This window comes from Rhodanobacter sp. B2A1Ga4, assembly GCF_018101315.1.
In the GTDB taxonomy this organism is placed as follows: Bacteria; Pseudomonadota; Gammaproteobacteria; order Xanthomonadales; family Rhodanobacteraceae; genus Rhodanobacter; species Rhodanobacter thiooxydans_A.
Genome location: NZ_JADBJR010000003.1, coordinates 277,783 through 298,124, shown reverse-complemented (window position 1 = coordinate 298,124; position 20,342 = coordinate 277,783). Strand labels below are relative to the sequence as shown.

Below are 20,342 nucleotides of genomic sequence, written 5' to 3'. Positions count from 1 at the left end.
GGGAGGGAGCAGGGCGTCGGTGCCTCGCTCCTGACTCCTCCCCCTGCTTGCAGGGGGAGCTTGGGAGGGGGTGGCTCGAGCGTGCGGAGAAGCACCGTTCTCGGACTCTCCCCTGCGTTGCAGGGGAGAGGGAGCGTCGACCCCTTGTTGCTCAGTGTTGCGCATGGCGCTCGACCTCGCCCCATACGCGCAGCAGGTTTCCGCCCCACAGCTTGGCGATGTCGGCGTCGCTGAAGCCGGCCTTGCGCAGCGCGGCGGTGACGTTGCGGGTTTCGCTGGCGTCCTTCCAGCCGGTGATGCCGCCACCGCCGTCGAAGTCGGAGGCGAGGCCGACGTGGTCGATGCCGGCGACTTTCACCATGTGCCGGATCTGCTTCACGTAGTCGTCCAGCGTGGCCAGCGGGTATTTCTTCTGGATCTCGGCCATGCCCGCTTCCATCTCCGGCCGGTAGTCGTCGTTGTCGCTGTCGTATGCCTTTTCGCCGGCCTGTTTGGCGATGGCTTCCTGCAGTTTCCTTTCAGCCGCTTCGCGGCCCGGGTCCTTCTTCAGGAATTCCTTGTAGGCGACGGCGTCGATCACGCCGCCCTTGGCGGCGATCGCGCGCAACAGGTCGTCGGGCAGGTTGCGCGGGTGGTCGAGCACGGCGCGTGCGCCGGAGTGCGAGGCGTAGATCGGCGTCGTGGAAACCTTGAGCGCATCGCGCACGCAGTGGTCCGAGGCGTGTGAGATGTCGACCAGCATGCCGAGCTGGTTGGCGCGCTTCACCACGGTGCGGCCGAAGTCGCTCATGCCGGTGTCGCCGGCGCTGTTCATCGCCGGCTCGCCGTGTTCGGTATCCGGCAGCGAGCTGGTGCACAGGTCGTTGTTGCCGACGTGGACCAGGCCGACCGAACGCGCGCCGCGGTCGAACGCGGCGTCGAGGCGGCGGAGGTCGTGGCCGAGCGAGTAGGCGTTCTCGATCTCGATGGTGGCCGAGAGCAGGCCCGCCTTGCGGTTGGCCATCAGTTGTTCGGGTGTGGTGGCCAGGCGGATGCGGTCGGGATACATCATCAGCATGCGGCCGATGCCGTCGTACTTCTGGCTGGCCTGTTGCACCGCCTTGGCGTAGCCGGCGGCGTCGAGCGCGTGCTGCGGCACCCAGACCACGAAGAACGCCGCGTTGAGGCCGCCGCGTTCCATCTTGCCCAGGTCGACCAGCAGGCGGCTGTCGTGCCCCACGTCGAAGCGCGGCTCGCTCATGTAGTTGAACGGGATGTCGACGTGGGTGTCGATGGTGACCGGCGGGTCCTGCTGCGCCTGCGCGGGTGACGCAGTGGCGAAGCCCAGGGCGGCGAGGATGGCGAGGAGGGCAGTCGTGTTCATGGCGTTTCCCAGTTCCGGGCCGGCTGTTCGCCGGCGATCATTTCCTCGAAGTGCTGGCGGCGGCGCACCACGGCATAACGGCCCCGCTGCAACAGTACCTCGGCGGCCAGCGGTCGCGAGTTGTAGGTGGAGGCCATCGACGTACCGTACGCGCCGGTGGCCTTGATCAGCAACAGGTCGCCGGCCGCGCATTCGGGCAGTTCGCGGGCGCGGGCGAAGGTGTCGCCGGTCTCGCAGACCGGGCCGACGATGTCGTAGGTGGTCGTCGGGCGCGACTCGTCCGCTACCGGCACGATGTCGTGCCAGGCGTCGTACAGGCTGGGCCGTTGCAGGTCGTTCATCGCCGCATCGAGCACCAGGAAGCTGCGCTCGATGCCGGGCTTGACGCGGATCACCCGGGTCAGCAGTACGCCCGCCTCGGCGACCAGATAGCGGCCCGGTTCCAGCAGCAGCTTGCCGCGGTAATCGGCCAACGCCTCGCGGATCACGCCCACGTAATCGGCCGCGGCCACCGGTCGGTCCACGCCGGCGCGATAGCACACGCCCAGTCCGCCGCCGACGTCGATGCTGTTGACCGGATGGCCGGCCTGTTCGAGTTCGCGCCAGAACGCGGCGACCCGCTGCAGCGCCAGCCGAAACGGTTCGACGCTGAGGATCTGCGAGCCGATGTGCACGTGCAGGCCGTCGAGCTGCACATGGCCCAGTTGCTTGCGATCGGCGAACCAGCGGCGCGCCTCGTCGATGCTGACGCCGAACTTGTTCTCGGACCTGCCGGTGGAGATTTTCGCGTGGGTCTGCGCATCCACGTCGGGGTTGATGCGTACCGCGGCGCGTGCCGTCACATCCTGTGCCTTGGCGACGCGCTGCAGGGTGTGCAGCTCGTCCAGCGATTCGACGTTGAAGCGCAGGATGCCGACGTTGAGCGCGCCGGCGATCTCGTCGGCGCTCTTGCCCACGCCGGAGAACACGATGCGTTCGGCCGGCATGCCGGCGTGCAGTGCACGGCGCAGCTCGCCCACCGAGACGATGTCGGCGCCGACGCCGGCGTTTGCCATCAACTGCAGGATGGCGAGGTTGGGATTGGCCTTCACCGCGAAGCAGATGGTGGCGTCGAGGCCAGTCAGCGCGGCCTGGAGTTCGCCGATGCGCCGGTGGATCGCGCTGGCGGAGTAGGCATGAAAGGGGGTGGCGATGCGTTCGGCCAGTTGCCGCAGGTTGACGCCGTCGAACATGCCAGGGGCACCGTCCGCTTCCCGGGCGGTTTCCTGCACGGTCGGGCGGTTCGTCGTCTGCGTGGACATGGATTCGCTATCAGTGGTTGGTGTGATGATGCCGGAAAAAAGAGCGGCCCGGCAGTTGCACGGGCCGCGATCAGGGGAGGGCGATCAGAAGTTGACGGACATGGTCAGCTGGGTGAACCGCGGCGACTGGAAGCCCAGTGGCTGGCGGAACGTGTCGCTGGTGGAGTTGGAGATGGACGTCTGCAGGTCCTGGTCCACCGCCGTGGTGTGCTTCTGGTTGAGCAGGTTGTAGACGGCCAGCTTGATCCGGAACTCGCCGCCGTTGAACGGCTGGATGTAGCTGATGCCGGTGTTGAGCGTGAAGGTCCATGGCAGGCGGCCGTACTTGCCGCGCGGCGAGCGCTCGTAGACACGGTTCTCGGATACCGGCGAGTCGCAGTTCTGCACGCAGATGAAGTAGCTGTGGTAGTTGGTGGCGTCGTAGGGGTTGCCCACGCCGAAGCCGGTGATCGGGCCGCCGGAGACGGCGTTCACGTCGGCGCCCAGCTGCCAGTGCGGGGTGAGTGCATAGGTGCCGCGCAGCTTGAACTGATGCCGGCGATCGTTCGGCAGGTAGCCGTCGCCGCCCAGGTTCACCCACGGATCGTCGAAGTTCTCGGTGCGGCCGGTGTCGTCGAAGTCGGTATCCGAATTGACCGGGCCTTCCGCGTTGCCGCGGTTCCACGACATCGTGTACGAGGCGTTCATCGCCCACTTCTCGTCCCACGCGCGGTTCAGCTGCAGCTCGACGGCGGCATAGGTGCGCTTGGGCTTCACCCAGCCGCGCTGGCCCAGGTAGTTGCCGCTGGCGTCGTACATCGCCCAGCCTTCCTTGGAGGTGTCCACGGTGAGGTAGCCGTCAGGGGTGCCATCGCAGTTGGTGTCTCCCCACACGGTGACCTTCTTGCCCGGGTTGGCCATCACCCAGCCGATGTAGCCGTTCTCGCCGCACTGCGCGGTGGCGCTGATCTCCATGTCGTCGATCGCGTTGTGCAGGCGCCGGTAGGTGGCGCTGACGCCCCACGACCACTGCGAGGTGATCAGCTGCTGGAAGCCCAGGATCGCCTCGTCCTGGTAGACCGGGTCCATGTTCTTGTCGACCTCGGAACGCAGGTCGCCCACGGTGCCGTCACCCTGGGAATTGTCGACCGCGCCGATCTGCGGGCCAAGCTTCGGGATTGCGTACTGCACGCCGTTGAGGGTCTGGTAATTCCAGCCGTCGAACGCGTAGTAGGTGCGCTCGTCGAGCAGGCCGCCGGCCTGCTTGATGTTGATCACGTTGGCCACCGGCAGGAAATAGCGGCCGAGGTTGCCAAACAGCTTGGTGCTGCCGTCGCCCTTCATGTCCCAGGAGAAGCCCAGCCGTGGCGCGATCTGCCGGCTCATCTTGATGTAGCTGCGGCCGGCGGCGTCCTGGTTGTCGAAGCTGTCGTTGCGCACGCCGGCGTTGAGCACCAGGTTCGGCGCTACCTGCCAGCTGTCCTCGATGTAGTACGCGGCATTCTTGGTGGTGAAGGTGCCGGCGATCTCGTAACGCCGCGCGCGCACGTAGGCGTCGTAGCCGGCCGGCACCACGCCGCCGTTGGAAATGGTGGAGCCGGCGCTGGCGGCGTACAGGTTGTAGTAGTACGCGCCCGGCCCGGCGTAGTGACGGCTGTAGTCGGAGGTGTCGTTCTCGTGGTCGTAGCCGAAGCGCAGCAGGTGGTCGCCCAGCGTCCACTCGAAGTCGGCACGCGCCTGCTTGCGGGTGTCGTTGCGCTTGTACACGGTGGAGCTGCTGGTGCAGCCCAACTGCACGCCCGGATCATGGATCGCCCTGAACGCGTTGTTCGCCGAGATGTAGTTGCAGTCGATGTCCAGCTGCGAGCGGGTGAATGCCTCGCGCTCGTTGCGGCCGTACATCAGCTTCATCGACAGATCGTTGGTGAGGTAGCTGGTCCAGGTCAGCGCCCAGTTCTTGCCGCCGGTGTCGCTGAAGACCTTGTTGGTGCGCGTGCCGAGGGTGCTGGTGTTGTAGTCGTAGCTGTAGACGTCGCCGGTGTTCTTGTTCTTGTCGGAGAACGCCATCAGCTGCAGCACGTTGCTGTCGGTGACGTTCCAGTCGATGGTGGTGCCCCAGAAGCCGGTGTCCGAGTTGTTGGAGGTCAGCGTGGTGCCGGCGTTGTTGGTGTTGCGCGGGCTGCTGCCACGGGCCTCGTACATGGCGAAGATGAACAGCTTGTCCTTGACGATCGGGCCGGAGGCCCAGACGTTCGTCTTCACCAGCGAGTCCTGGTCGCGACTGGCGGTGAGGTAGCGATGGCCGCTGGCGTCGTAGTGGTCGTCAGCCCGCGAATGCCAGTTGCCGGGCTCCAGGGTGATCTCCATGCCGCCCTTGAATTCGTTGGAGCCCGAACGCGCCACGGCGTTGACCACGCCGCCGGTGGTGCGGCCGAATTCGACCGAGTAGCCACCGGTCTTGACCTGGAACTGGTCGTAGAACGCGAACGGCGCCTCGGAGAAGCCGTTGCGGTTGTAGAAGTCGGTGACGTTGAGGCCGTTGACGTAGAACGCGTTCTCGGCGATCGAGGAGCCGCCGAAGGAGATGCCGCCGAAGCCGGCGTTGCCCTTGACCACGCCCGGCGCCAGCAGCGCCACCGAGGTGACGTTCTGGTCCACCGGCAGGCGCACCAGGTCGGCGCGCGAGACGATGGTGGCCGACTCGGTGGAACTCACGTCGATCACCGGCAGCACTGAGCCGGTGACGTTGATCGCGCCCAGGCTGGTTGCGTTCGTCGCGCCCAAGTCCACCGTGGTGGTGGTGCCCAGCGCCACGGTGACGTTGCGCGTCGAACCCACCGGCTGGCCGCTGCTGCTGGCGTTGATGGTGTACTGGCCCACCGGCAGGAACGGGAAGCGGTAGTTGCCGTCGCTGTCGGCGGTGATCGTGCGGGTCAGGCCGGTGGCCGGATTGGTCACCACCACGGTGGCGCCGGCCTGGGTGCGGCCGGCCACCGAGCCGTCGTTGTTGGCCGCGTACGCCTGCGGGCCGCCGAAGGCGGCGAGCGCCAGTCCGAGCGCCGTGCCGAGCACGGTCCTGCGCAATGTCCGGGTGTTGCTCATGTTCCCCATCTCCCCATCGACGCCGTCGATGCCATGTTTATGAAAAGCTGCCGGTTAGTTGCTGCCGCGTCCCTGCGCCGCTGGCAGGACCTGCCAGTCGAAGTCGTAATCCAGTTGATCGAAATAGAGGTTGCCGCCGCGCCATTCGGCTTCGCCGCGTTGCGAGTCCACGTCGTCGGAGCGGAACTGCCGTTTGGACGGCTGGAAGCGGCGGCCGTAGTCGTCGTTGAAGGCGATGCGCCAGTTGTCGAGGCCGCCCAGGTAGAACCATTCCAGCGCCTTGTCGTCGGAAGGCGCCGGATGCAAGCGGCCGGTGGTGACGTCCATCGGCACCCAGCCGTACGGCGGCAGGTACAGGTAGCCCCAGTCGTGGATGTTGCTGTAGCGGCTGCCGTCGTCCGAATAGACCATGCCGGACTGCCAGCGCGCGGGGATGCCGTTCAAACGCAGCAGCGTCATCAGCAGCAGGGTCTGCTGGCCGCAGTCGGCGTGGCCGGCGTGCAGCGCGTAGTCGCTGATGTTGGAGATCGTCGAGTATTCGCGCGCACCGGCCCAGGGGATCTGGTCGACCGCGGCGAACAGCTTCTGCGCGATGCGGTACGGGTTCTTCTCCGCACCCACGACCTTGCGCGAGAACGCGCGCATCGCGTCGGTGAATACGATGTGCGGCGCGCGCTCGGCCACGAACGGGGCCAGTGCCGGCGTGATCTTCTCCGCCGTGACCTTGTCCGGGTCGATCGCGTGGTACTGCGCGAGCAGGGTCAGCTCGTAGGTGACCGAGAACACCGTCTTTTGCCCGGCCACAGCGGGCTTCTCCAGATAGACCGTGCGCTGCGGCGCCGACGCGGGCGCGATCTGGTGTGTCGACGGCACGCTGGCCACGTAGCGGATGTCTTCCTGCTGGCCCGGCACCGCCTGCGGATACGGAATCCACGCGCGCACGGTTTCGCCGGCGGGCACCGCGTCGGCATTGACGGTGAGCGTCTGCGTCATGCGCAGGCGCTGCGGCAGCACGCTGCTCTTGTGTTCGGCCAGTGCGGCCCGGTAGATCGCGCGCTGGTGGTCGTTCAGCGCTTCCATCGGGCCGTCGGTGATCGGTGTCTGCACCGCGCGCCGCGCCACCGCTTCGGGGCTGAGCCGGAACAGGTTGCCGGGCGAGCGCTTGAAGTACAGCGTGCGGCCGTCGATGAGCTGGTGTTCGAACAGGCCGGCCGCGTTCCACTTGGCGAACTCGGCGTCGGTGAGGTCGGGGATCTGCTTGCGCACGCGCGCCTTGACGTCGTCGGCGCTCAAGGTGAAGTCGAGCAGGATGCGGCGCATCCGTTCGCGCTGGAACGTGAGCGCACTGCGCGTGTCGGCGGACAGGCCGGGCTGCGCCAGGGCGCTGCTGATCGCCGCGTCGGCCGCCTTGAAGTGACCGGCATCGATCTGGGCGATGATGGGGGTGACGGCGTTGCCGCCGGTGCCGGTGCCGGCGAAGGCAGACGAGGCGAGCAGCAACAGGGCGAGCAGGGACACGGCGACGCGCAAGCCACGTGCATGGCGGCGTACTTTGGGTGCGACAGGTAGCAACGTATCCATCGACAAACGTCCCCGCAACGAATCCCCTGAAACCGCTGTGTAACACGCTTGCAAATGCCGGTCAATAATTTATGCTTCGATCAAAGTCGACAAGAATCAGCTATTCCTTGATGGTGGAAACCAGCCAGCCTGCGAATACCCGCGAACGATCCACGAGGGGATGCATGTGATCCACACGGTCTGGCCCTATCTGGCGCTGATGTTGCTGGTCGCTGGCTTGTTTCCGGCGATGGAACGCCGCTTCGGCTGGAAGGTGTTCTCGGTGCTGCCGCCGATCGTGCTGACCTATCTGTTCGTCACCGCGCTGGCGGTGTCCGGGCTGTGGCAGGTCAACGCGGAGATCAAGGCGGCGCAGTCGATGCTGGTCTCGCGCATGGTGCCGGCGCTGCTGTTCCTGCTGATGATCAACTGCGACCTGCGCGCGATCTGGCGGCTCGGCCCGCGGGTTCTCGGCGTATTCGCCTGCACCTCGCTGAGCCTGTTCGTGGCCTTCATCGGCACCTACCTGCTTTACCGCCACTGGCTGCCCGGCAACGACTGGCAGCCGCTGGCCGCGCTCTCCGGCAGCTGGGTGGGCGGCAGCGCGAACATGATCGCGGTGAAGCAGGCGATCGGCATGTCCGACACCTATCTGGCGATGTCGCTGCTGACCGATGCGCTGGGTTATTCGATGTGGGTGGTGGTGCTGTTCTCGGTGGCGCGGCTGGCGCCGGCGTTCAATCGCTGGACCCGGGCGGCATCCAGCGGCGACATCCCGCTGGCGCCGGTGAAGACCAGGGCGCCGACCACCTACGACAGCGTGCTGCTGTGGCTGGGCATGGCGCTGGCGGTGGCGGCGCTGTCGGGCTGGCTGGCCGGCTGGCTGCCGGTATCCGGCATGGTCAGCGCCACCACCTGGACCATCCTGCTGGCCACCGGCTTCGGCCTGCTGGTGGCGCACACGCCGCTGGCGGAGTTTCCCGGCGCCAGCACGATCTCCAGCGCGATGCTGATCAGCGTGGTGGCAGTGCTGGCCTCGCAGAGCAATTTCCAGGGGATCGCCGCGGCGCCGCTGTACCTGCTGTGCGGCGTCACCATCATCGCGATCCACGCGGTATTGCTGGTCGGCTTCGCCAAGCTGTTCCGCTTCGACCTGTACCTGTGCGGCATCTCCTCGCTGGCGCATATTGGCGGCGTGGCGGCCACACCGATCCTGGCGGCCAGCTATTCGGCCGCGCTGGTACCGGTCGGTATCCTGCTGGCCCTGCTCGGTTACATCCTGGGCACCGGCTTCGGCCTGCTGGTGGCGACGATCCTGTCCACGCTGGCGGGTGCGTGATGCGGTTTCAACATAGGAACAAGACGATGCGAATCCCCCTGCTTGCCGCCACCGCGCTCGCGCTCGCCTTCGCCGGCGCATCGCTGCAGGCGCGCGAGGCGAACGATGCGTTGACCGTGCCGCCGTCCGGCGTGCTCGGCGTCGGCGAGGCGCAGCTCACGCCCGCGTTCTGGATCGGCCTGCAGGCCCAGCCCGATCGGGTGATCCTCGACCGCACGGCGATCGAGGCGCAGAACGCGAAGCTGCTGCAGCTCGACCCGTCGATGCACGACCTGCGCGCGTTGCCAAAGACCTTGAGCCGCGAGCAGGTCACTGGCTGGATCACGGCGTTGTCCGGGCGGCCGGAGCGCCCGCTGTTCGACGTCGACGGCCAGCCGGTGCCGGCCGCCACGCTGGACGCCGTGGTCGCCAACCGTGCGCTCGACGCGATTCCCGCGCAACAGCCCACGCGCTACGGCCTGGTGGTGCGTCGCGCCGCGCTGCGCACGTTCCCTACCGCGCTGCGCGTATTCAGCGAGAAGGGCGACACCGACATCGACCGCTTCCAGGAAACGGCCGAGTTCCCCGGCACGCCGGTGGCGGTCGTGCATGCCAGCGCCGACGGCCAGTGGCTGTTCGTGGTCAGTCCGCGCTACGCCGCCTGGACTGAGAAAGAGAACGTGGCTGAAGGCAACGCCGCGCAAGTGTTCGGCTACGCTGGCAAGACCCCGTACCGGGTGATCACCGGCGCGGTGGAGCGCACGGTGTTCACCCGCGAGCAGCCCGCGGTATCGCAGCTGCAGCTGGACATGGGCACGCGCGTGCCGCTGGCGACCGACCTGCCACCGGACCAGCCGGTCAACGGCCAGACGCCATACACCTCGCACGTACTCGAGCTGCCGCTGCGCAAGGCCGACGGCACGCTCGGCTTCACTCCGGCGCTGCTGCAGAAGAACACTGATACCGCCGCCGACTACCTGCCGTTGACCCGCGCCAACATCATCCGCCAGGCCTTCAAGTTCCTCGGCGAGCGCTACGGCTGGGGCCACGCCTACGATGGCCGCGACTGCTCGGGCTTTGTCTCCGACGTGTACCGCAGCATGGGCGTCGAGATGCCGCGCAACACCAGCAAGCAGGCGATCAGCCCGGCACTGGAGCATCGCGCGTTCACCGCGAAGGACAGCCGCGAGGAACGCATCAAGGCGGCACAGGCGTTGCAGGTGGGCGACCTGGTCTACATCCCCGGCCACGTGATGATGGTGATCGGCCGCCTGCACGGCCAGCCTTACGTGATCCACGACACCACCGGCATGAGCTACCGCAAGGCCGACGGCAGCAAGGCACGGATCAAGCTCAACGCGGTGTCGGTGACGCCGCTGCTGCCGCTGCTGTTCAACGACAAGCAAAGCTATGTCGATCGCATGACCAGCATCGTGCGCATCCGCCCCTGAGCGCGCCTGCATCAAGAAGAAACAGGACACAGATTCCATGAAGGTTTGCCCATGAAAATCACCGACATCCAGTTCGGCATGCTGCGGGTGCCGCTGAAGACCCCGTTCAAGACGGCGCTGCGCACGGTCAACACGGTGGAGGACATCGTGGTGATGGTGCACACCGACTCGGGCCAGGTCGGCTACGGCGAGGCGCCCGCCACCGCGGTGATCACCGGCGACACCCACGGCTCGATCATTGACGCGATCCGCCACTACATCTCGCCCCGGCTGATCGGCCAGGACATCGCCGACCTCAACCACCTTACCCAGCTGATCCAGTCCTCGATGGAGAAGAACACCAGCGCCAAGGCGGCGGTGGAGATCGCGGTGTACGACCTGTGGGGCCAGCTCTACGGCGCGCCGCTGTACAAACTCTTGGGCGGCGGCGACCCGGTGATCACCACCGACATCACCATCAGCGTCGACTACATCGACAAGATGGTGGCCGACTCGGTCAGCGCGGTGGAACGCGGCTTCGAGTCGCTGAAGATCAAGGTGGGCAAGGACATCGGCGTCGACATCGAGCGGGTCAAGGCGATCTACGCCGCGGTGGAAGGCCGTGCGCTGCTGCGGCTGGACGCGAACCAGGGCTGGACCGCCAAGCAGGCGGTGTACGCGCTGCAGACGCTGGAGGACGCCGGCATCAAGCTGGAGCTGATCGAGCAGCCGGTGAAGGCGCGCGACCTGGCCGGCATGCGCTACGTCACCGAACGCGTGCACACGCCGGTGATGGCCGACGAGAGCGTGTTCGGCCCGATGGAGGTGATCGAGCTGATCCGCCTGCGCGCGGCCGACATCATCAACATCAAGCTGATGAAGACCGGCGGCATCTCCAACGCGATCCGCATCGCCGACATCGCCGGCATGCACGGCATCGAGTGCATGATCGGCTGCATGCTGGAAACCTCGATCAGCGTGGCCGCGGCGGTGCACGTGGCGGTGGCCAAATCCAACGTGATCACCAAGGTCGACCTGGACGGCCCGTCGCTGTGCCAGTTCAATCCGGTCGACGGTGGGGTAATCTTCAACGAGTCGGAAATCTCGGTGACGGACGCCCCCGGACTGGGCATCCGCGAGATCCGCGGATTGGAGAGGATCGAAGCCTGATGTCGCCGCTGGTCAAAATCCGTTCGGAACGCGACCAGATGTCGGCAGTGGAGCGGCGCATCGCCGACTTCATCCTGGAGAACGCGCAACTGCTGCGCGACTACTCCTCGCAGCAGCTGGCCAATGCGCTGGGGATCAGCCAGTCCAGCGTGGTCAAGTTCACCCAGAAGCTGGGCTTCAAGGGTTATCCGGACCTGAAGTATTCGGTCGGCGAGGCGATCGCCCGCGCCGACAACGGCGACACGCCGCAGGTCGCGACGGCGAGCGGCGGCGAGGGCGGCGGCGCGTCCGCCGGCAACCTGTGGCGGCGCAAGTCCGAAGCCGAGGAGGCGACCCGGCTGATCAACCCGCCGGAAACCCTCCACGCCGTGGCGGGTGCGATCGAGCAGGCCGGCCGCGCCGGCAAGGTGTTCATCATCGGACTGGGTGAGGACGACATCCACGCGCGCGGCTTCGCGCTGAAGCTGTCGCTGTTGGGCATCCTCACCGTGCACAACTTCGACACCGCGCGGATGACCGCGAACGTTTCCGCGGCCAGCGCCGGCGACGTGCTGCTGGTGTTTTCCGAACACGGCAACCATCCGGCGCTGTGCAAGATCGCCCGCTACTTCCGCGAGCGCCGCGGCCAGGTGATCACGGTGACGCGGCACACCGCCAACCCGCTGCGCGCGCTAGCCGACCTCTGCCTGGTGGTGTCGGCGCACGACGAGCTGCCGTACATCCAGCCGCTGCTGTACCAGTCGGCGCTGCAGCACCTGCTCGACAGCGTATTCGTGCAACTGTGCGAGGACCACGACGATCGCCACGCGCAGCTGCTGGCCAACCTCGACCGCATCCAGCTGATGCTGGAGCCGTAGGGGCCGGGAATCGGGAATAGATATTTGGGAATCGCAGTAGCCCGCTTGCGGGCGATGCTTTTGAGCCGGGATTCGGGACTCGGGATTCGCAGAAGCACCACCCGCAAGCGGGCTCATGTTGCGTGATGAAGAATTGCCGGATGAAAAGCTGATGACTGTTCACCGCCGCACCCTTGCCTTGCTGGCATTTGCCGCCACGCTCACCGGCGCCGCGCATGCCGCCGCCGCGGAGGCACCCTGGCAGAACGCCCGCCAGATGATCGTGGTCACCACCGCCGGCTGGAACACCGACCACGGCGAGCTGCACGGCTTCGAGCGCCACGGCGATGCCTGGCGGGAAGTCATCGCGCCCGCACCGGTGACCATCGGCAAGAACGGCGCCGGCTGGGGTCTGGGCCTGAACGCGCCGCAGCATGACGGGCCGCTCAAGCGCGAGGGCGACAACCGCAGCCCGGCCGGCGTGTTCCGCATCGGCGAAGCGTTCGGCTACGCCGCGCACGCGGCCACCGCGCTGCCGTACCGTGCGCTCGCCGCCACCGACTGGTGCATGGACGTCAGCGGCACGGCGCAGTACAACCGCATCGTCGACGCGAACGTGGTCGGCGCCGACGCCGTAAAGGGTTCCACCGAACCGATGCGGCGCGACCTGCACGCGAACGGCGACCAGCGCTACCGGCTCGGCTTCGTGATCGAGCACAACGCGCAGGCGGCGCCGCAGGGCGGCAGCTGCATCTTCGCGCATCTGTGGAAATCGCCCGCCGACGCCACCGCCGGTTGCACCGCGATGACGCCGGCGCTGATGCAGCGGCTGCTGGCCTGGCTGAAGCCGCAGGATCATCCGGTGTTCGTGCTGCTGCCGCAGGGCGAGTACGAGCGGTTGCGCGCGGACTGGCGGTTGCCGACGCTCGCCACCGCGGAGGCTGCGCGGTGAGTGCCACCAGTCGGGTGCTGACCGGGCTGGCCGCCGGCGCATTGATCGGTTTGCTGCTGGCCCACTGGAACGAGTCGGTGGCATTGCAGGTGGCGAACGTGGCGCAGCCGATCGGCAAGCTGTGGCTGAACGCGCTGCAGATGACCGTGGTGCCGCTGGTGCTGGCGCTGGTGGTGGTGGGCGTCAACACCGCCACCGACGCGGCCGCCTCGGGCCGCATCGCACGCCGCGCGATCGTGGTGTTCATCGTGGTGCTGACCGGCGGCGCGGTGTTCGCGGCGCTGGCCGCGCCGCTGGTGTTTTCGTTGTTCCCGCACAATCCGGCACTTATCACCGCGCTCGATCACGCCAGCGTGCCCGCGGCGGCGCAGGCGGCGCCGAACTGGATCGACACACTGGTGGCGATCGTGCCGAACAACGCGATCATGGCCGCGGCCCAGAGCGCGATGCTGCCGCTGGTGGTGTTCGCGCTGTTCCTCGGCTTCGCGCTGACCCGGATCGCGCCGGCGCGGCGCGCGCTGCTGATGGAATTCTTCCAGGCGGTCGCGGATGCGATGATCGTGATCGTGCGCTGGGTGCTGTGGATCGCGCCGCTGGGCGTGTTCGCGCTGATCCTTTCCGTGTGCGCGCGCTCGGGCCTGGGCATGCTCAGCGCGCTGGGCGTGTACGTGCTGGTCGAGTGCCTGCTGTATCTGTCGGTCACTGTGATGATGCTGCCGCTGGCGGTGGTGTTCGGCGGCGAGAAGCTGCGCCGTTTTGCGCTGGCGCTGGTGCCGGCGCAGGTGGTGGCGATCAGCACGCAGTCCTCGCTGGCCTCGCTGCCGGCGATGCTGGAAAGCGCCGACCGCCGGCTCGGCTACCCGCAGCAGGTGGCCGCGCTGGTGCTGCCGATGGCGGTGAGCCTGTTCCGTCTGACCAGCCCGGTGCAGTACGTCACCTCGGCGGTGTTCATCGCCTGGGCCTACGGCATCGACCTCAGCACCGCGCAGCTGCTCGCCGGCGCGCTGCTGGCGGTGGTGATCAGCCTGGGTTCGGTTGGCCTGCCGGGCCAGGTCACCTTCATCGCCACCAACCTGCCGGTGGCGCAGGCGATGGGTTTGCCGCTGTCCCCGCTGGGCCTGATGCTGGCGGTCGACACCATCCCCGACGCACTGGCCACGCTGGGCAACGTCACCGCGGACCTCACCGCCACCAGCGTGGTGACGCGGCAGTCGCGGCGCGATACCGCCTGAGCGAAGGCCTGGCGGCTGCGCCTGGTGCCACTGGCGGAACCGGGGCGGACGGCACGGCTATAATGCCGTGCCCGGCGCGTTGCGCCGCCAAGTCCCGCAAGGCGCGCCATGCTGCTGATGATCGACAACTACGACAGCTTCACCTACAACCTCGTGCAGTACCTGGGCGAGTTGGGGCAGGCGGTCAAGGTGGTGCGTAACGATGCGCTGGACGTGGCCGGCATCCGCGCGCTGAAGCCCTCGCACATCATGATCTCGCCGGGACCGGGTACGCCGGACGATGCAGGCGTGTCGCTGGACGTGCTGCGCGAACTGGCCGGGGAGATCCCGGTGTTCGGCGTGTGCCTGGGCCACCAGGCGATCGGCCAGGTGTTCGGCGGCAGGGTGATCCGCGCCAAGCGGATCATGCATGGCAAGACCTCGCCGGTGCTCCATCGCGGGCAGGGCGTGTTCGCCGGCCTGCCGAATCCGTTCGAGGCCACGCGCTACCACTCGCTGGTGGTGGAGCAGGGCTCGCTGCCGGATTGCCTGGAAGTCACCGCGTGGACGGAGAACCCGGACGGCTCGATCGACGAGATCATGGGCCTGCGCCACAAGACGCTGGCGGTCGAGGGCGTGCAGTTCCATCCCGAATCGATCCTGACCCAGCACGGCCACGACCTGCTGCGCAATTTCCTGGGCCAGCCGCTGCGGGCGGCGGCATGAACGGCCACGCCCGCGAGATCACCATCACGCCGCAAGAGGCGCTGCAGCGCACGATCGAGCACCGCGAGATCTTCCACGACGAGATGATCGCGCTGATGCGGCAGATCATGGCGGGCGAGGTGAGTCCGCTGATGACTGCGGCGATCATCACCGGCCTGCGCGTGAAGAAGGAAACGGTGGGCGAGATCACCGGCGCGGCGCGGGTGATGCGCGAGCTGTCGGCGAAGGTGGACGCGCCGCCGCACGAGCACTTCGTCGACATCGTCGGCACCGGCGGCGACGGCGCTTCCAGCTTCAATATCTCCACCACGTCGATGTTCGTGGCGGCGGCGGCCGGCGCGCACATCGCCAAGCACGGCGGGCGCAGCGTGTCGTCGAAGTCCGGCAGCGCCGACGTGCTGGAGGCGCTCGGCGCGGTGATCGAGCTGCCGCCGGCGCAGGTCGCGCAGTGCATGGCCGAGACCGGCATCGGCTTCATGTTCGCGCCGAACCACCATCCGGCGATGAAGGTGGTGGCACCGGTGCGCAGGGAAATGGGCGTGCGCACGCTGTTCAACATCCTCGGCCCGCTGACCAACCCGGCCGGCGCGCCGAACATCCTGATGGGCGTGTTCCATCCCGACCTGGTCGGCATCCAGGTGCGCGTGCTGCAGCAGCTCGGCGCGCGTCACGCGCTGGTGGTGTGGGGCCGCGACGGGCTGGACGAGATCTCGCTGGGCGCGGCGACCCTGGTCGGAGAATTGCGCGACGGCGTGGTGCACGAGTACGAGGTGGAGCCGGAGGATTTCGGCCTGGCCATGGCGTCCAGCCGCAACCTGCGCGTGGAAAATGCGGACGAGTCGAAGCTGATGCTGCTGGACGTGTTGCAGGGCCGCCACGGCGTGGCGCACGACATCGTCTGCCTGAACGCCGGCGCGGCGTTGTATACGGCCGACGTGGCCGCCTCGATCGGCGAAGGCATCGAGCTCGCCCGTGCCACGATTGCCAGCGGCGCCGCGCATGCGAAAATGCAGGCCTTCGTGGCGGCCACCCGCCGCCTTGCCGGTTCACGCTAGAACGCACGCGGTGTGCGAAGCTGCTGCCGCCCCCGGTGTGCCGGGGTTCTTGTCGCGCATGGGATGCGCTCCTACACCATCAGTGAGATGCCATGACTGACATCCTCAATCGCATTCTTGCCCGCAAGGCGGAAGAGGTTGCCGAACGCCGGGCACGGCTGCCGGAGGCCGAACTGATCGCGCGCATCGCGGAGCTGCCCGGCACCCGCGGTTTCGCCGCGGCGATCGAGGCGAAGATCGACGCCGGCTTGCCGGCGGTGATCGCCGAGGTGAAGAAGGCCAGCCCCAGCAAGGGGTTGATCCGCAAGGATTTCGACCCGGCAGCGATCGCGAAGAGCTACGCGGCCGCCGGCGCGGCCTGCCTGTCGGTGCTGACCGACAGCGACTTCTTCCAGGGTAGCGAGGCGTTCCTGCAGCAGGCGCGCGAGGCGTGCTCGCTGCCGGTACTGCGCAAGGACTTCATCATCGACGCGTACCAGGTGTACGAGGCGCGCGCGATCGGCGCCGACTGCATCCTGCTGATCGTCTCGGCGCTGGACGACGACGTGCTGCTGCAGCTGTCGCTGCTGGCGGCGGAGCTCGACCTGGACGTGCTGTGCGAGGTGCATGACGAAGAGGAACTGGAACGCGCGCTGGCGTTGCCGGTGCCGCTGATCGGCGTGAACAACCGCAACCTGCGCAGCTTCGAGACCTCGCTGGAGACCTCGCTGGCCCTGCAGGAACTGGTCGAGTACGACCGCGTGCTGGTGGCCGAATCGGGGATCCATACGCCGGAAGACGTGGCGCGCCTGCGCGAGGGCGGCATCCAGGCGTTCCTGGTCGGCGAGGCGTTCATGCGCGCCGAAGACCCGGGTGCCGAATTGCGGCGGTTGTTCTCGATCCCGTGACCGTGATGCCGGAGCAGGGGGCGCTGGCGCCAGCAAGCACGGATGCGGCATTGCCGCGCGTGGTGCTGTTCGATTTCGATGGCGTGCTGATCCGCGGCGATTCGTTTTATCTGTTCATGCGTGAGCGCTACCGGCGTTCGCCGTGGCGTTGCGCGCTGGCCCTGCTGTGTTCGCCGCTGCTGCTGTTGCTGCGCCCGTTCTCGTGGCGCGGGCCGATGCACACGCTGGTGCGTATCGCCCTGTTGGGTCTGGATGAACGGCGTTACCAGACCGCTGCGGGCGCGTTCGCCGCGACCCTGGCGCGGCGGCCGAAGCAGTTCTGTCGCGCTGGCCTGCAGGCACTGCGCCGACACCAGTTGCAGGGCGACCGGGTGATCGTGGTGACCGGCTGCGAGCACACCCTGGCCAGCGGCATCCTGCAGCAACTGGGACTGACCGATCTGGAAGTCCTCGCTTCGCAACTGCGTCCCGGCTGGCTCGGCATGCGCCTGCTGCGGCACAACGTGGGGCGGCGCAAGGTGCAGTCGCTGGCCGAGCGCGGCGTCGAGGCATGGCAGCTGGCCTATGGCGATTCGATGTACGACGCGCCGATGCTGAAACTGGCCGCCGAAGCAGTACTGGTCAATGGCACGCCCACGCTGTGCAAGAAGATGGAGAGGGCGCTGGGCCGCGCGGTCACCCGCGTCGAGTGGTTCTGATTACGGTTTCGTGGTTTCGCAGCACGGGCACTGCCGCCGGTTCTGCCCGGCGCGAGCGGTGGCTAGTACCGCCCTGCGCAGCAACCTCCGGCACGGGAATCACTTCCCTCGCGCCTACAGCAGTGCTTGCGCCAGTTGGCCCAGGCTGATCAGCACGATCAGGCTGCCCACGGCGGCCATCACGGCCTGCTCGGGCAGGTGGCGCACCAGCCAGGCGGCGAACGGCGCGGCGATCACGCCGCCGGTGAGCAGACCGAGCACGATCGGCCAGTGGCCGACGCCGACATGCCAGACCAGGGTGGCGGAGACACAGACCGTCACCACGAACTCGGCGGCGTTGACCGAGCCGATCGTGCTGCGCACGCCGCCACCGCGCGCGATCAGGGTGCTGGTGGCCAGCGGCCCCCAGCCGCCGCCGCCGATCGCGTCGAGCAGCCCGGCGAAGAAGCCCAGCACGCCGCTGTGCTGCACCTGGTGGCGGGTCAGCCGCTTGCCGAAGGCGCGCAGCAGCACCATCGTGCCGAGGATCAGCAGGTAGGCGTTGACCCAGGGCCGGATCGCCTCGCCCGGCACGCTGGCCAGGAAGGTCGCGCCAAGGATGCCGCCGATCGCGCCGGGAATGGCCAGTTGCCAGAACAGGCTCCAGCGCACGTTGCCGAACCAGGCGTGCGACGCACCGGAGACGCCGGTGGTGAACACCTCGGCGGTATGCACGGTGGCGCTGGCCACCGCCGGCGGCAGGCCCAGCGCCAGCAGGATCGAGTTGGAGACCAGGCCGTAGGCCATGCCCAGCGCGCCATCGACCAGTTGGGCGAGCAGACCGACACCTGCAAAGATGAAGAACTGTCCGTAATCCAAGCGTCATCTCGCAGCCGGTGGCGAGGCACCATCCTCGACCAGTCTTCGTAAAAAACCGGTTCAGACGGTGCGCGGGGTGCTTCGCGAGGGCTCAGCGCGTGCCACGCACCACGATGGTCTTGCCGGAGACGTCGATCATCCGTTGCTCTTCCAGCTGCTTGAGCACGCGGCCGACCATTTCGCGCGAACAGCCCACGATGCGGCTCACTTCCTGGCGCGAGATGCGGATCTGGGTGCCGTCCGGGTGGGTCATCGAATCCGGCTCCTGGCACAGGTCGAGCAGGGTGCGCGAGATGCGGTTGGTGACGTCCATGAACGCCATCCGGCTGACCTGGCGCGAGGTGCGCAGCAGGCGGTTGGTCAGCTGCGAGCCGATGGCGAACAGGATCTTCGGGCATTCCTCGCGCAGCGGGCCCTCCATCAGCTGGAACAGGCGCTCGTAGCTGACCTCGGCCATCTCGCACGGGGTGCGCGTGCGCACCATCGACTCGCGCTGGGCCTGCTCCACGAACAGGCCCATTTCGCCGATGAACTGGCCGCGGCTGATGTAGGCAAGGATCAGTTCGCGACCCTGCTCGTCCTCGGTGCATACCGCCAGCGAGCCCTCGACCACGTAATACAAGGTGTTGGCCGGGTCGCCGGGGCGGATGATCGCGGTCTTGCCCGGGTAGCGCCGGCGGTGGCACAGGGCCAGGAATCGCTCCATGGAGGCGGGGTCCGGGGCGAAGCCAAGCGGTGCCTGCGAACGTTCGAAAGCCTGTTGGAGCTGGTACTTGAGTTGCGCCACGTTTATCCCCCACAGATGGTTGAAGTCACAGCGGCGGCCATTGCCACACGGCACTGCTTGTCCGCGGACCATCCCTGCAAGCTTGGCATTATGGCAAACCTGACGATTTGCGACAGGTTCAATTTCTCGTTCTTTTGCCCCATAATTCGCGGTCTTCCGTATGCGGCAGGATTGTCGCATGCGATACGCAAGGGTCGTGCAGGCTGCGCGCCTGTACTTCACACCATATCGCGGGGACCCTTGTCGCTAACCCGCCTCTGCTGATGGCCGAAGTCCGGTCATGGAGAGCTGCCCGTGGTCAAGCCACTTCCCCGTCTGCGCCTGCAGGGTTTCAACAACCTGACCAAGGCGTTGAGCTTCAACATCTACGACATCTGCTATGCGGTGTCGGAAGACCAGCGCCGCAACTACATCGAGTACATCGATGACCAGTACGACGCCGACCGGCTGACCCAGATCCTCACCGATGTGGCCGAGATCATCGGCGCGAACATCCTCAACATCGCGCGCCAGGACTACGACCCGCAGGGCGCCTCGGTGACCATGCTGATCTCCGAGGAGCCGGTGGTCGAGAAACTGGGCCGCGACACCATTTCCGGTGCCGTGGTCGCGCACATGGACAAGAGCCACATCACCGTCCACACCTATCCGGAAACGCATCCGCACAACGGCATCGCCACGTTCCGCGCGGACATCGACGTGGCCACCTGCGGCGTGATCTCGCCGCTGAAGGCGCTGAACTACCTGATCGACAGCTTCGAGTCGGACATCGTGGTGTGCGACTACCGCGTGCGCGGCTTCACCCGCGACATCAAGGGCAAGAAGCACTTCATCGACCACAAGATCAATTCGGTGCAGGACTACCTGGCCAAGCACATCCGCCAGAAGTACGAGATGTTCGACGTCAACGTGTACCAGGAGAACATGTTCCACACGAAGATGCACATCAAGGACTTCGACCTGGAGACGTACCTGTTCGACTCGCACGCCGACGACCTCTCGTTCAAGGAGCGCCAGCGCATCGAGTCGCTGCTGCGCCGCGAGATCGAGGAACTGTTCCACGGCCGCAACCTGATGTGACAAAAAACCCGCCGAGAGGCGGGTTTTTT

General features: G+C 67.1%; 17 protein-coding genes. 11 read left to right on the top strand and 6 right to left on the bottom strand.

Features of this window, described 5'->3' with window-relative positions; genetic code table 11:
• Positions 1-151: 151 nt before the first annotated feature.
• The 4 genes from IMW82_RS12240 to IMW82_RS12225 all read right to left on the bottom strand — a co-directional run bounded on the left by IMW82_RS12240 (position 152) and on the right by IMW82_RS12225 (position 7,326).
• Positions 152-1,363 carry a dipeptidase gene (locus tag IMW82_RS12240; protein WP_211004632.1) on the bottom strand — a complete coding sequence of 404 codons (1,212 nt, stop codon included), beginning with the start codon at positions 1,361-1,363 and terminating at the stop codon, positions 152-154.
• Positions 1,360-2,664 (bottom strand): diaminopimelate decarboxylase, encoded by a 1,305-nt coding sequence (gene lysA, locus IMW82_RS12235; protein WP_211004631.1) that lies wholly within the window; start codon positions 2,662-2,664, stop codon positions 1,360-1,362. The genes IMW82_RS12240 and lysA overlap by 4 nt, the downstream gene beginning before the upstream one ends.
• Positions 2,665-2,748: 84 nt before the next feature.
• Positions 2,749-5,745 (bottom strand): carboxypeptidase regulatory-like domain-containing protein, encoded by a 2,997-nt coding sequence (locus IMW82_RS12230; RefSeq protein ID WP_211004630.1) that lies wholly within the window; start codon positions 5,743-5,745, stop codon positions 2,749-2,751.
• A gap of 54 nt (positions 5,746-5,799) precedes the next feature.
• A complete protein-coding gene (locus IMW82_RS12225; RefSeq protein ID WP_211004629.1) occupies positions 5,800-7,326 on the bottom strand; it encodes a transglutaminase domain-containing protein in 1,527 nt (508 codons plus the stop codon).
• Between the two features lie 160 nt (positions 7,327-7,486).
• On the opposite strand from IMW82_RS12225, the gene IMW82_RS12220 reads away from it, so the two are divergent.
• The 10 genes from IMW82_RS12220 (at position 7,487) to IMW82_RS12175 (ending at position 17,588) form a co-directional block, all read left to right on the top strand.
• Entirely contained in the window at positions 7,487-8,644 is a 1,158-nt protein-coding gene (locus IMW82_RS12220; protein WP_211004628.1) for a DUF819 family protein, read from the top strand.
• Between the two features lie 26 nt (positions 8,645-8,670).
• Positions 8,671-10,074: an SH3 domain-containing protein gene (locus IMW82_RS12215; protein WP_211004627.1), complete on the top strand. Its 1,404-nt coding sequence runs from the start codon at positions 8,671-8,673 to the stop codon at positions 10,072-10,074.
• Between the two features lie 51 nt (positions 10,075-10,125).
• The gene (locus tag IMW82_RS12210) at positions 10,126-11,223 is read left to right on the top strand and encodes a dipeptide epimerase (RefSeq protein WP_108470649.1); all 1,098 of its coding nucleotides are present in this window, start codon (positions 10,126-10,128) and stop codon (positions 11,221-11,223) included.
• Entirely contained in the window at positions 11,223-12,080 is an 858-nt protein-coding gene (locus IMW82_RS12205) for a MurR/RpiR family transcriptional regulator (RefSeq protein ID WP_108470650.1), read from the top strand. The genes IMW82_RS12210 and IMW82_RS12205 overlap by 1 nt, the downstream gene beginning before the upstream one ends.
• A gap of 151 nt (positions 12,081-12,231) precedes the next feature.
• Positions 12,232-13,011, top strand: a complete 780-nt coding sequence (locus IMW82_RS12200; protein WP_244754297.1) for a L,D-transpeptidase family protein — start codon at positions 12,232-12,234, stop codon at positions 13,009-13,011.
• Positions 13,008-14,243 carry a cation:dicarboxylase symporter family transporter gene (locus IMW82_RS12195; RefSeq protein WP_211004625.1) on the top strand — a complete coding sequence of 412 codons (1,236 nt, stop codon included), beginning with the start codon at positions 13,008-13,010 and terminating at the stop codon, positions 14,241-14,243. Before IMW82_RS12200 ends, IMW82_RS12195 begins: the two co-directional genes overlap by 4 nt.
• A 108-nt stretch (positions 14,244-14,351) precedes the next feature.
• Positions 14,352-14,948 carry an aminodeoxychorismate/anthranilate synthase component II gene (locus IMW82_RS12190; RefSeq protein WP_211004624.1) on the top strand — a complete coding sequence of 199 codons (597 nt, stop codon included), beginning with the start codon at positions 14,352-14,354 and terminating at the stop codon, positions 14,946-14,948.
• Entirely contained in the window at positions 14,945-16,003 is a 1,059-nt protein-coding gene (trpD, locus tag IMW82_RS12185; RefSeq protein WP_211004623.1) for an anthranilate phosphoribosyltransferase, read from the top strand. Before IMW82_RS12190 ends, trpD begins: the two co-directional genes overlap by 4 nt.
• Positions 16,004-16,095: 92 nt before the next feature.
• The gene (trpC, locus tag IMW82_RS12180; RefSeq protein WP_211004622.1) at positions 16,096-16,890 is read left to right on the top strand and encodes an indole-3-glycerol phosphate synthase TrpC; all 795 of its coding nucleotides are present in this window, start codon (positions 16,096-16,098) and stop codon (positions 16,888-16,890) included.
• 5 nt (positions 16,891-16,895) lie between these two features.
• Entirely contained in the window at positions 16,896-17,588 is a 693-nt protein-coding gene (locus IMW82_RS12175; RefSeq protein ID WP_211004762.1) for a haloacid dehalogenase-like hydrolase, read from the top strand.
• A gap of 114 nt (positions 17,589-17,702) precedes the next feature.
• On the opposite strand, the gene IMW82_RS12170 is transcribed toward IMW82_RS12175, so the two are convergent.
• Positions 17,703-18,446 carry a sulfite exporter TauE/SafE family protein gene (locus tag IMW82_RS12170; protein WP_108470656.1) on the bottom strand — a complete coding sequence of 248 codons (744 nt, stop codon included), beginning with the start codon at positions 18,444-18,446 and terminating at the stop codon, positions 17,703-17,705.
• A 91-nt stretch (positions 18,447-18,537) separates the two neighbouring features.
• On the bottom strand, positions 18,538-19,239 hold the full coding sequence (gene crp / locus IMW82_RS12165) for a cAMP-activated global transcriptional regulator CRP (RefSeq protein WP_199909801.1): 702 nt from the start codon (positions 19,237-19,239) through the stop codon (positions 18,538-18,540).
• A gap of 288 nt (positions 19,240-19,527) precedes the next feature.
• Between crp and speD the strand changes: the two genes are divergently transcribed.
• A complete protein-coding gene (gene speD, locus IMW82_RS12160; protein WP_108470658.1) occupies positions 19,528-20,313 on the top strand; it encodes an adenosylmethionine decarboxylase in 786 nt (261 codons plus the stop codon).
• The last annotated feature ends 29 nt before the right edge of the window (positions 20,314-20,342 follow it).